Source organism: Mailhella massiliensis (assembly GCF_020741395.1).
Lineage (GTDB): Bacteria > Desulfobacterota > Desulfovibrionia > Desulfovibrionales > Desulfovibrionaceae > Mailhella > Mailhella massiliensis_A.
On sequence record NZ_DYZA01000125.1, the window covers coordinates 1 to 11,116 of the forward strand.

Annotated in this window: 16 protein-coding genes; 2 read left to right on the top strand and 14 right to left on the bottom strand. The window is 63.1% G+C overall.

Features of this window, described 5'->3' with window-relative positions; genetic code table 11:
• The 5 genes from K8W16_RS06335 to K8W16_RS06355 all read right to left on the bottom strand — a co-directional run.
• The coding region (locus tag K8W16_RS06335) for a sugar nucleotidyltransferase (protein WP_304122194.1) at nucleotides 1-348 on the bottom strand (348 nt) is incomplete at its 3' end.
• 352 nt (nucleotides 349-700) lie between these two features.
• Complete coding sequence (locus K8W16_RS06340) at nucleotides 701-1,654, bottom strand: DUF5309 domain-containing protein (protein ID WP_304122196.1); 954 nt, start codon at nucleotides 1,652-1,654, stop codon at nucleotides 701-703.
• Between the two features lie 11 nt (nucleotides 1,655-1,665).
• On the bottom strand, nucleotides 1,666-2,637 hold the full coding sequence (locus K8W16_RS06345; protein ID WP_304122197.1) for a hypothetical protein: 972 nt from the start codon (nucleotides 2,635-2,637) through the stop codon (nucleotides 1,666-1,668).
• Nucleotides 2,638-3,140: 503 nt separating this feature from the next.
• Complete coding sequence (locus K8W16_RS06350) at nucleotides 3,141-3,347, bottom strand: hypothetical protein (RefSeq protein ID WP_304122199.1); 207 nt, start codon at nucleotides 3,345-3,347, stop codon at nucleotides 3,141-3,143.
• Between the two features lie 214 nt (nucleotides 3,348-3,561).
• Nucleotides 3,562-3,837, bottom strand: a complete 276-nt coding sequence (locus tag K8W16_RS06355; protein WP_304122201.1) for a hypothetical protein — start codon at nucleotides 3,835-3,837, stop codon at nucleotides 3,562-3,564.
• 472 nt (nucleotides 3,838-4,309) lie between these two features.
• Between K8W16_RS06355 and K8W16_RS06360 the strand changes: the two genes are divergently transcribed.
• Nucleotides 4,310-4,516, top strand: coding sequence for a hypothetical protein (locus K8W16_RS06360; RefSeq protein ID WP_304122204.1), 207 nt, complete (start codon nucleotides 4,310-4,312; stop codon nucleotides 4,514-4,516).
• A 26-nt stretch (nucleotides 4,517-4,542) separates the two neighbouring features.
• On the opposite strand, the gene K8W16_RS06365 is transcribed toward K8W16_RS06360, so the two are convergent.
• Genes K8W16_RS06365 through K8W16_RS06385 form a run of 5 tightly spaced genes read right to left on the bottom strand, consistent with a single transcriptional unit; the run spans nucleotide 4,543 to nucleotide 8,810 of the window.
• A complete protein-coding gene (locus tag K8W16_RS06365) occupies nucleotides 4,543-4,701 on the bottom strand; it encodes a hypothetical protein (protein ID WP_304122206.1) in 159 nt (52 codons plus the stop codon).
• The gene (locus K8W16_RS06370) at nucleotides 4,698-6,770 is read right to left on the bottom strand and encodes a hypothetical protein (RefSeq protein WP_304122208.1); all 2,073 of its coding nucleotides are present in this window, start codon (nucleotides 6,768-6,770) and stop codon (nucleotides 4,698-4,700) included. The genes K8W16_RS06365 and K8W16_RS06370 overlap by 4 nt, the downstream gene beginning before the upstream one ends.
• Nucleotides 6,770-8,032, bottom strand: coding sequence for a terminase large subunit domain-containing protein (locus K8W16_RS06375; protein WP_304122209.1), 1,263 nt, complete (start codon nucleotides 8,030-8,032; stop codon nucleotides 6,770-6,772). Before K8W16_RS06375 ends, K8W16_RS06370 begins: the two co-directional genes overlap by 1 nt.
• Nucleotides 8,029-8,334, bottom strand: coding sequence for a hypothetical protein (locus tag K8W16_RS06380; protein ID WP_304122211.1), 306 nt, complete (start codon nucleotides 8,332-8,334; stop codon nucleotides 8,029-8,031). The genes K8W16_RS06375 and K8W16_RS06380 overlap by 4 nt, the downstream gene beginning before the upstream one ends.
• On the bottom strand, nucleotides 8,334-8,810 hold the full coding sequence (locus K8W16_RS06385) for a hypothetical protein (RefSeq protein ID WP_304122213.1): 477 nt from the start codon (nucleotides 8,808-8,810) through the stop codon (nucleotides 8,334-8,336). Before K8W16_RS06385 ends, K8W16_RS06380 begins: the two co-directional genes overlap by 1 nt.
• A 100-nt stretch (nucleotides 8,811-8,910) precedes the next feature.
• Between K8W16_RS06385 and K8W16_RS06390 the strand changes: the two genes are divergently transcribed.
• Nucleotides 8,911-9,165 (top strand): Lar family restriction alleviation protein, encoded by a 255-nt coding sequence (locus K8W16_RS06390; RefSeq protein WP_304122215.1) that lies wholly within the window; start codon nucleotides 8,911-8,913, stop codon nucleotides 9,163-9,165.
• Nucleotides 9,166-9,302: 137 nt separating this feature from the next.
• Here K8W16_RS06390 and K8W16_RS06395 read toward each other — a convergent pair whose 3' ends face one another.
• The 4 genes from K8W16_RS06395 to K8W16_RS06410 form a co-directional block, all read right to left on the bottom strand.
• Nucleotides 9,303-9,533 (bottom strand): hypothetical protein, encoded by a 231-nt coding sequence (locus K8W16_RS06395; protein ID WP_304122216.1) that lies wholly within the window; start codon nucleotides 9,531-9,533, stop codon nucleotides 9,303-9,305.
• Between the two features lies 1 nt (nucleotide 9,534).
• A complete protein-coding gene (locus K8W16_RS06400; protein WP_304122218.1) occupies nucleotides 9,535-9,747 on the bottom strand; it encodes a hypothetical protein in 213 nt (70 codons plus the stop codon).
• A 661-nt stretch (nucleotides 9,748-10,408) separates the two neighbouring features.
• A complete protein-coding gene (nrdD, locus tag K8W16_RS06405) occupies nucleotides 10,409-10,588 on the bottom strand; it encodes an anaerobic ribonucleoside-triphosphate reductase (RefSeq protein ID WP_304122219.1) in 180 nt (59 codons plus the stop codon).
• Between the two features lie 145 nt (nucleotides 10,589-10,733).
• Nucleotides 10,734-11,116, bottom strand: a 383-nt coding sequence (locus tag K8W16_RS06410) for a putative peptidoglycan-binding domain-containing protein (protein ID WP_304122221.1), incomplete at its 5' end; no start/stop codon positions are given.

An 11,116-nucleotide genomic window follows, 5' to 3' on the forward strand; every position in this document is an offset into this window, starting at 1 on the left:
CTGGTCGCCCATGTAGAAGATGTTGTCCCCGAGGATGAGGCACACGTCGTCATTGCTCACGAAATCCGCGCCCAGGGTGAAGGCCTGCGCTATGCCCTTGGGCTCCGGCTGCACCTTGTAGGAGAGCCTGAGCCCGAGCTTTGCGCCGTCCCCCAGCAGCGCCTCGATGTTCGGCGTGTCTTCGGGCGTGGAAATGATGAGTATCTCCCGTATGTCGAAGAGCATGAGCGTGGAGAGCGGGTAATAGATCATGGGCTTGTCGTACACGGGCAGAAGCTGCTTTGAGGTGATGCGGGTGAGAGGATAGAGCCTCGTGCCGCTGCCGCCCGCAAGAAGTATGCCTTTCATTGACTTTCCTCCCGAAAATACGACCCCTTCCCGGGGAAGCAGGCTCTGTTCCCGGAAAAAACGCCTGTGAAGCAGAAAAACACGTCCGGCCCCTGCCTTCTGCAGGCGGAACATGCCTTCTCCCTGTTTGATTTTTCCCGAGCGTAGCGAAAAACATACCCCATTACCAGTATAACCTTTCCCCGGCGGAAAAACGATTTCCTCCCGCGGGCCGAAGCTCCCCCGGCTTTCGGGCGGCCCGCACGCCCCTTTCCCTTGCGGCGAACATCCCGGAAAAAGGACAAAAAAAAGCGCTCCCTGCCGCATGGGGAGCGCCCTTTTTCTGTTGCCGCGCGTTGCCCGCGCCTTTTGCCTAGGCGGACTTCAAATCCGCCAGCACGCCGGAAGAGGCGTCGTTTCTCGCCTCCAGCGTGCACTCCACAAGCACATGGCCCTTCAGGCTGTCGCCGGTGACGGCGAGGCGTTCTTCGCGGAAGGGGCGCAGGTACGCCACCTTCCAGTACTGCGGGTCGAGCACGAAGGCGCAGGTTTTGGAGAAGGGTTCAAAGGCCTGCACGCGGTTGGGCACGAGCTTCAGCGCGCCGAAGTCGGAAACGTACACGTCGATGACGGCCGTGGCCTTCTTCTTTTCGGCCCGCTCCATCTTCGTCGCGCCGCCGGAGAGCACCTCGCTCATCTTCACGCGGATATCCGGGGCCATCATGATGCAGTCGGGGTTGCCGCCCGCGTTGTACACGTCGGTGAGCAGGTCCTTGAGCATGGCCTCGGTGGGCACGCGGGTTGTCCCTGCCGCGCAGGCCGCGGCGGAACCGTCGGACTTCGTGCCCGCGCCGTGGTAATTGGCCTGCATCCAGCAGGGCAGGCCGGTCATGAGGCGGCCGTCCGTGCCGTTGTCCGCGCGGGCCACCTTGTTCTGCAAAAGGGCGTACTCCACGTCCTTCTTGAGCTCCCGGGTGCGCAGGGCCATTTGATAGGCGTACTGCCTGTTCACGCCCGCCTGCTTCACGGCCTGCGCCGTGCCCGACACGTTGATCGCCTTCCTGAGGATCTGCGTCCTGTTGGAAAGCTCCGTGGTATAACTCTCGGAAAACGCGGCGGTGTCCGCGCCTTCCAGCGCCGAATTCTCCGCAGGGCTCGCCAGCGTGTCCGTCTGCCATTCGTGCAGGGTCTGGCTCGCGGCGGACTTGCCGCACATGGTGAGAAAGGGCGTGTCCGTGGGAGCCACGTTGAAGATTGCGTCCATAAGGTCGCGGGGCTTGCCCTTGATGTTCGCGTCCTTGAGCTGGCCTGATACTACGTTTGCCATGAAATTCCTCCCTACATGGTCGCTTCAAACAGCGCCGCCAGGGCTTCGGTGCTGTCGGGGTTCCTGCCGAGCATTTCGCGGGCCTTCCTCGCCCTGATATCGGTCTCTGCCGGCGTTGCGCCGCGCGGGCTCTGTACCCTGGGCGCTTCCGCCACCTTTTTCGCGGCCTGCGCGCGCCTTGCCTGGAGCCTGTCGTAGAGCATAGCCTTGGCGATGAGCTTCAGCTCATAGCCCTTGGAAAGGCCGTTGACGACCTCAGGCGGGCAGCCCTGTTCCTGCATGTACTTTGCCATGTCGGCGGCAAAGGTCTTCCCCTCAAAGCCCGCGCCCATGAGCGCCCTGAGCTCCGGCTGCACCCCGGCAAACTCTGCGGCCAGGGCTTTCTGCGCTTCGGCCGCCCTCTCGGCTTCGTACTGCCGGACCTGCTGCGCCACGCCCTGCTGCACGCGCTGAATCGCGCCCATGCGGGCGTTGTACGCCTGCTGAAGCCTGACGTATGCGGCGGGGTCGGACTGCGCGAGGCCGTTCCAGTCCACGGAGCCGTACTCGCCTTCCACAATCTGCCGCATGGCGAAAAGCGCCTGCTGTATCCGGGCGTTGGCCTCCACGGCGAAGGCTTCCTGCCTTTTCCTCTCCTGCCGCTGCTCCGCGCGCACCCCGGCCATGGCCTGCGCATGGGCCTCTTCGCGGGCGTTGACCGCGTTTTTCGCCTCCGGCGCAAGCCCCTGCCAGACGGATTCCTCCCAGCCTTCGGGCATGGGAATGTCGGGCAGAACCTCCTCTTCCTGTCCCTTCCCGGCCTCCGCCGAAGCCCCTTCCTCCGCGCCGTCGTTTTCCTCCCCGGCCGGGAGCGCTTCGCCCGAAGTGCCGTCCGGCTCTTCCGGCGTACCTGCCTCAAAAAGCCCCGCTACGGCGTCCATCTCGTACACGCCTTCCTCACGGCCGATATCCGCCCCGCCGATTTCCCTGATTTCCTCGCTCATATTCCGTCCTTTGCTGCGCTCAATGCCGCGTTCAGCACTTCATCCCTACCCTTTTCTCCAGGCGCGGCACACGGCGGAAGAAAAGATTTTCGTCTCTCCTGCAAAAAGCGCCCGCTTCCGCCCTGCCTCCCTTCCCCCGGAGAGACGCAAAAAGGGCGGCGCTCCCTTGCGGGGCATGGCCGTTTCTGATAGAGTGAAGTCGTCGGGAACGCCGTCAGCAGAGATCGCTCGCTGCGTAGGCCTCTCCAATAACGGAGATGTTTCATTTGCCACAGGATGGAAGGCGGAACCATCCGGCGTTCCCCAGGTGCGGCTCTTCATGTTGAGGAGCCGCTTATTGTTTATGGGGTTCACCTGGTGGAGATAGGTAAATTCTTCCGAAGGACGCAAAGAGCCCCTTCCCCCCGTGCCCTTTCCCAGCGCTGCTACACTTTCGACATAGGGCTTGTTCGCACGCACATAAAACCTGTCTTTGCCTGTCACCGGAGCTTCCACAAGATCTTCTATCTCTTCATGGGGCAACTGCCCGTGTCCGGTATTCCAGGAGTGGGAATATCATTCCTGTCTGCAACCGGCTTTCGGGTATGAAACGCCCCATTGTCTTCCTTCGCCGCCTTGAAAACGTCCTTCGGCAGGCGTTCCTGAAACTCAAAAACAGGTTCATGCATCGGCAAGGCGCCTTTTGCCGCCTTATTAAGTAAATCCAGCAACCGCCGCCCATCCTTGGAATACCCTTCCGCCTCGTCCGGGCTCAGCATTGCCGCAGGCGGCAGGCAAAGGGCCTTTCCTGAAGTCTGCCGTCACTCTTCCTCCCTCATCGTGCGGAAGGCACGGGCCTGCGGGGCGTTCTGCATGTTCCCCCGTTTTTCGCCGCCCGGCTTCCGTCGGCATGTCCGCCACGGCGTCCTTTTCCCCATGCGCCTTTCAGGGCTTCTCCCTTGCGCGCTCAAGCGCCGCGTTCAGCACGTCATCCTTCCCCTTTTTCCCCGCCGCGGCCCCCTGCAGAAGAGAAAAAAGTTCCCGCCTCACCTCCTGAAGCGCCCGCTGCATGTACCACCAGTCCTCACGCTTCACCGTGTCGGTACAGGTACGCCACGCCCTGACGTAACGCGCATCCAGACATGCAAAGGTCTCACGGAACACCTCGCTCTGCAGAATACGCCCCGCCTCCAGAGCCTCCATCCTCTCTTCATGCGTCATTCTTTTTCTCCCATGAATTAGTCAAGCAGGCCTCCCAGTTCGTCCACGCCGCAGAAAAACGCAGGCGCAAGCAAGTCCGCGGCCGCCTTTCCTGCCTTTGCCGGTACGCCGATTGGATCCGTCAACATATCAACGGGATCAAAATTCGGCGTTCCCAATCCCGGCTCCGTGTTTACATACCCGGGAGCGTCGGTCGGCCATAAGGGCAGCCCTGCACCTGTACCCGCTATGGCGAGTGAGCTTTTTCAACGGTTCCTCTAAGGTATTTTCAAAGGGGTGCTGACAGCAGAAATGGGACCGCTGCCAACCTGCTCCGCAGGCACCTGCATCATTGAAGGTGAGAATATGGAGGAATTCGGCCCGTCCTCCCAGTACCCCCTTTCCTTCAACAGATGTTCCGCCTTTGAGCTTTTCGGATCGTACACGGTAACGGTTCGGAAACTTTTTTTGTACGGCAACATAGGCATATGCCATGCCTGTCCTGCTTGCCCGCAGGATTCCGCAACGCTTCTTTCGCTACCGGATGCTCACCAAGAACATGGGGAATAAGTACCGTATCCGGCGAATCGTAAATTCCTCGGTATCCTTCAGCTATATGCTCCGGCGTCCAGTGATCCTTGTGAAAACGCTGGACAAGCCCATGGTTATTAAAATATCCATAGTTACCGCCATATGTTGACGAATTTTCCAGAGCCGCTGCGGTATTCACTCTTTCCAGTGCCCTGCCTTACTCCCCCCATATTTCCGGCCTGCAATGGCCTTTTTTACTATGTCCAGAATATCTGGTCTTACCGCGCCTTCTGCTTCATCCGGCGTCGAAGCAGCCATAAGCCCCAGCAAGCCGCCGAGCGTCTTTATATTCATGACATGCCCCCTACGCCACGGATATTCGTCAGCCCGCCTCCTCTCTCGCCCATTTGAAGGCGAGTCTGACAGAGATCCTTTTCCATGCTCATTTCCATGGCCTTCAAGGCGAGCTGCCCTTCCGCCTTCTGCTTTTCGAGCGCCATCCTGCTCTGCGTCTCAAAGGCCTTGCGCTGCGCGTCCGTCTGCGCCTTCCACGCATCGGTCTGCTGTTTCGCCTGCGCCTTCTGCTGTTCAAGCTGCAACTTCTGCTGTTCCGGAGACGGCTGAGCCGGCGCGTTCATCATGGCAGCTTCCGCACGTCTGGCATCCTCTTCCGTACCGAAGAAGCGCTCCGGAGCTTCCAGCCCTGCCGCTTCCGCCATTTTGCGGCAGGTATAGGCGATATGGGAAAGGCGCACGGGGGAATTTTTCCCGAGCTGCCGGAGGAAGTCCTGCTGGATCTGCAGAATCTGCCGATAGGCGGAGACAAGCCTGTTCCTGTTGCCCGTGCCGAGGCCCACGGCCACGGAAATATCCATGTCCGGATCCCACTTGCGCGGGTCGAAGGCCATGAAGCGGCCCTTCAGGCGAAGCTGCACGGCCTTGTCGTGGTAGCGGTTGAGAAGGTGCAGAATGTAGCGGCCGAGGGGCTTGAAAAAGGTCTCGGCATACACGCGGGCGATGAGCTCCAGGCGCTGGTTCACGGCCTCCTCCATGATGCTCGCGCCCGTGGCCGTGTTCTGGAGCGTATCGGCCTGAAGGCTCTGCGTGCGGCTCGACACCCCGGTGCGCCGCTCGATGAGTGCGGAACTCATTTCCAGCCCCTGCAAGGCCTCGGCGGCGGAAGTGGCCACAGGCAGGGGCGCGATGGTGGCGTCGCCCTTCAGGCGGTGCACGGCCCCCACGCCCCGGGCAAGGAGACTGTCGTATTCCACGCTGCCGCTCATGCCCTCGTTCACCACCAGCTCGCCCTGATTGCCGAGGGCGAGACTGTCCAGATACTGGCGCGTCATTTCCGTGCGCAGGTCCTGCACGTCGGAGACAAGGTCGGCCAGGCACAGCCCCACGGCCTGATGCGGCAAAGGCACGGAGCAGGCGGCGAAAAGCGGCGCGCGGTAAAGCGGCCACTCCTCCACCTTGAGCACGCGGCATTGTTCCCCCTCCCCGCAGAACACGGCCTTCACCTTTTCCGCCACGTTGTCGCCGTCCAGGTCGAAATCAAACCAGGCCTCATAAACCTTGTATTCCCGCACGGCCTCGCCCTCCGCCGAGCCGCGCCCGCCTTCTTCGTCGTTCACGCCGAGCCCCGCCCCGGTCTCGGGCATGATATCCCCCTCGGCCATGGGCGGCAGGCTCTCCACAAGCTCCCGCGCATAGCCTTCCTTCAGAAGGTCGGAGGCCGTCTTCTTCTCCCAGAAGGCGATGAAGCGGGCGCTTTCCACGTCCCGCGCGTCGGCGGAAAGGAGGACGTTTTCCGAGGGCACGGGGTCGATGCGTATCTCGCGCCGCTTCACCTTCCTCTTCAGGGAAACGTCGTATCCCGCGCCCCCGGGAGCGGCATACTGCTCCACCCGCACCGCCCCGGGATCGCCGGGATTGAGCGAGGGATCCGTGAGCAGCGCCACGGCCTCCTGCTCGGAAAGCCCGGTATACTGGAGAAGCTGCGTCTCTTCCCGCTCCGGGCAGTGGGCGACGCACCAGCCCGCGCGCTGGTACAGCCCGTCGGCAAGCACGTCGTGCACCAGGCGGAACATGTTGCGGCCGAACACCGCCTGATTGACGTACAAGGTCGCGTCCTCCGCGGCCTGTTCCTCCGCCGGGGTGCGCGGGTCGAAGCGGATGATCTCGTCGTTGCAGAACACCCTCATGAGCCCCGGCTTGGCCCATTCCACAGTTTCCATCACCGTGCGGTCGACGTAGGTGGAAAAGCCCCGCTCCCCGCGCTCCTCATCCACGCCGTAGCCGTGGCCGAGATAGCGGCGCTTGAGCTGCTCGCGCGCCCCGGAAAGCTTCGAGCCTTCGCGGCCCATGCAGCGCTCCATTTCCCGCACTATGGCGCGGCGTACCCTGTCCTTTTTGTCGTCCATCAGCACACTCTCAGGTTTTTGCGCGGCGGAAGCTTGTGAAACGCTCCCCGCCCCGCCGGATTCTCCACGCCCATGGCCAGATAGCGGAAGGCGTCGGCTCCGTGGCTTGTCCAGTCGTGCAGCGGCCTTGCGCGAAAATCCCCGGCCTTGTCGTCCCATTCGCGCTGGTAAAGGCGCAAAGCTTCCAGCCCCTGCGCGCATTTTTTCGCGTCGAAAAAGCAGCGCGGCAGAAGCAGGCGCACGGCATTGATACCGTCCTCCACCCGCGTCATGGGCAGAACGCGCCCCCGCACGCCGAGCCTTTGCAGAGTTTCGAGGCGCGTAGTGCCCGTGCCGAGCTCCGAAGCTGCGGCGTCGTGGGGGAAAAGGTGCTCGCCGTACACATAGCCCCGCTTCTGAAGCTCGCGCACATAGTGGTCGAGCCCCACGCCCGAGGCCTGGCAGTAGTCTATGACATGCACCTCCTGCCCCACGATCTGCACGAACCATATCGCCGTGGAGTCGGAAAAGCCGAGGTCCCACGCCGTCATTACGGGAAAGTCCGGCCGGTACGGCACAGAGCAGATACGCCCGGACTTGTCCGCGTCTTCCATGAGCTTCCCGTAGTACGCACCTACCACGGCCGCGGTGAAGGAACACTCGTATTCCTGCTCATATTCCGCTTCGCTCGACTCGCGCCTTGCCACGGCAAGATCCTCTTCGGAAAGTATGCCCGTTTCCGACGCGCGGTACATGAGCGCAACCCAGGATTCTTCGCGGAGCTTCGCGTTCTCCCATACCTTCCACAGGGCGTTCCTGCCCTTGGGAGTGCCCAGAAAAAGCGCCTTGCCGTGCGTGGCGAGCAGCATGGGCAACACTATTTCCGACCACATGGCATAGGGCATCTGCGCCACTTCGTCGAAGACCACGTCGCAGAGGTTCAGCCCGCGCAAAGCGTCGGGGTTCTCCGCACCGTAAAGGCGTATGCGCGCGCCGTTTTGAAAATCCGCGCGCAGCTCGCTCTCATTCACCCTGGCCCCGGCGGCCAGCGCTATCTTTTTGAGGTAATCCCAGGCCACGTCCTTGGCCTGCCGGTAGGTGGGCGCAATGTACGCCCCCCGGTAGGAGGCGCCTCCCTGCGCGGCGTTGCGGCAGAGCCTCGCCACGGCGAGCACCGTTTTGCCGAAGCGCCTGTGGCAGATGAGCACGCCGAAACTTCGGCGATCCAGCTCCTCCAGCGCCTTCTGCTGCAAGGGCCTGAGCTTCACGCGAACTTCCATCATACCTCGCCGAAAAGAACCACTTTCACGCTCTCCGCCGCCGGGGTTCTGCCCTTGTCCACGGGCTTTTCCCCCAGCGTGTCGCGCACCCACTCGGCGGCGGCCTTGTCCCCGCCCGCCGCCTTCAGCAACAGGCTCCTGCACACGGCCCGCCGCACCGAAACGCCCTGAAGGGCCTCCACCTCATCCAGGGGCATGTCCACAAGCGCCCGGAGCGCCGCCTCAAAGCTCTCCTCCGCCTTCTTCCGCCCTGCGCCTTTTTTCCCCGAAGGGCCCGCGCGGCCTTTTGCCGTTTCCGCCGCCATCACCGCCCCTCCTCACAGCCGGGAACCGGGCACTCGTCGCCCCGGAAGGGGCATTGTTCCACATGCTTTTTCCGCATCTCGGGCGGCATGGTTCTGCGTATCTCGTTGATATCGCCGGGATCCATGAGATCCACCACCGAAAGGCCGAGCTTTTTCAAAAGCCACAGCTTCACCGTTTCGCCGCCGAGGCCCGCCGCAGCCATGGAGGCCGCCACCTGCATTTCCGGCGTGACGCCGGGCAGGGCAAGCGGCAGCAAAAGCGAGCAGCTCACGGCCATGGACGTGGTAAGCGCCGCGTTCAGAAGCGCCGTGACGGCCTGCTCCCTCCGCGAGCGCTGTTTGTAGCCGCGCCTCAGCTGCCTTGCGGCGGAAGCCGCGGCCACGGCTCCGGCCATGAGCGCGAGCGGCCACGCTCCCTTTACCGCACCCAGGTATTCGGCGGCGTGATCTGCGCCGTCCCCCCCTATCTGGCTCACCTGACCTCCCTGCATCGTGATTTTTTTTACACTCGCCAAAGTTCCTTTTCCTGTGTTAGGCATAAAGCCCGCCCGGACTTTCAACCTGTGAGGACGCGACATGATGATGCACGCCTGCCCCTACTGTTCTTCGGAAGACATAGGACTCATCGACATTCTGGGGAGAATCTATTCCGTGGGCTGCCGCAACTGCGGCATGACGGGCCCCCAGGCGGAAAGTGCGGACGAGGCGGAACACGCCTGGAACGGCCTCTGCCTCAAGATATGCAGCCACTGCATTTCCCGGCCCTGGGGCCGCGCCATGGCAAAGCGTGTTCAGGCCATGAGCGAAGAAGCGGAGCATAGGCAGGCCTGAAGGGCGCGCTCCGCCGGCTCTTCAGCTCCCGGCCCGTGCAGGCGTGCGCCCGGCAACGGAGGCCGCCCTGCGCCCGCGCCGTTCAAAGCCCCTCCTCCCCGGTGACGTCGTAAATCCAGAGGGCAAGGCGGCCTGCGTCATCGCCGTTCATCCACACGCCGGGCGTCCCGCCCAACGTCGCATGCTGAAGGCTCGTCAGCACCGGCAGGGGCGGAAGCTCCGCCGGGGTTGAGCTGGGAGATGAGCACCCCTGCGCCGTCAGAAGCCACGCGGCGGCGAAAATCGGCGGCACGCTTTTCATCCAGCCTTTCCAGAAGGCGCAGCCCGGCTTCAAGCAGCGCGGCGACAAGCGCGGCCCAGGCTTCCACATCAGGCCTTCCTTTCCTGTGCCGCGTCGTCGGCGTTTTTTGCGCGGCCCACATTCACGGCAAGAAGGTTGAGCAGTTTGTACGCCGTGCGGTAGACGACGCCGCTCCCTGCCGAAGGCGCGGGCAGAAGCGCGGACACGGCCGCGCACACGCCCATGAGCGAAAGCACAAGGCCCGCATAGGAGCCGCATATCTCCGTAATGATCTCTTCCATGTTCTCCTCCTTGAAGTCAGGAAGGCCGTTTGCGCGGGCCCTGCGGCGGACACGGCGCGACGGACATGAATTTCCGCCCGCTCTGCGCGCTGCAAAAAACGCAGGCCTTCACAAAAAAAGCCGAACAAACGTATTCCTTCACAAACAGGGCCCTGAGAGCGCGGCAAGAAGGACTTCCTTCGTGAAACAGGGCTGAACAGGCCGTTGAACAAGGCCCGGCCCTTCCCTCAGCCGGAGGCCATGGCGTGGGGCGCGCCGCAGGGCTGCCGGGCCCCGGGCGCGGAGAAAGCGCTTTTTCTGCCGCCGGTGCGGGGAAAGCCCGGCGCGGGATGCCCCTTTTTGCGGCCCTGCCCGGAACGCCGAGGCTCTATTCCTGCTGCGGCCTCCGGCATGCGGGCTCCGCGGGCGAAGGGCCGCCCTTTTCGCGCTTCTGCATGCCGAATCTTCCCCCTCAACGGGGCGGGCCGCCGTGAGCCTGTCCTTGCCGGGATCCGGGGCACGGCCCCACGCGGGCCGCCTTCTTGTCTTTGTTCCATGAAGATCAATCCGGCGGTGTGCCCAAAGGCGCGGGCCCTTTTCCCCTGTCGCGGCGCCGCCCGGGCGTCGGCGCGTTGCCGTGGCCTTTTTCGGAAAAAACTCCGAAAAGCCCTGCCCGAAAAACCTAGGGCCGCGCGCCTTCCCCAGCGGGGGCAAAAGGCTCCATGCGGCAATGCTTCACCCTGTCGCGCTCCTCGGCGCGCTTGGCGTTGTTGAACCTGCCCACCGAGCCCACAAGATAGCCGGTAATGCGGCGTATGCGTTCAAAGGCCACGCCTTCGCCCACGGCAGTTCGCGTATCCATATCCCCTCCTTCCCTGTTTTTTCATCACGCTTTTCCCCCGGCCCGCCGAAAAACGCGCCCGGAAAGCCGAAAGCGCGAAAGCTTGCGCAGATGACGGCGCGAAAAAGCCGGCCCGCATGCTCCCATGCCCCGGCGGAAAGCGTGCCTATGCGCCTTCCACCGCCTCTTCCAGCGCGTCCGTACGGCGCAGCCAGCCGGACAGGAACGGGGAAAGGGCGGGATTGCTCCGCGCAAGTTCGCAGTAGCGGGCGCGGCGGATATGGCACATGGCCGCGGCGGTCTTCTTGTCGTCGCAGAGCTTGAGAGCGCCCCAGGTAAGGGGGCCGAAGCGCCCGTCCACGGCCACGCCGAGAGCCTGCTGCACCATTTTCTTGGCGTAGGGAACGCCCATGTTCACGGCCGTATCGTAAATGACCATGGCCATGAGCGGCTTCACGTTGTCCAGGGGGAACACGTCCCAAAAGTTGCGGCGCAGAACGCGCGCGGCAAGGGCGGGGGTGAGGGCGCGGATATCGTCTTCGTCAATGT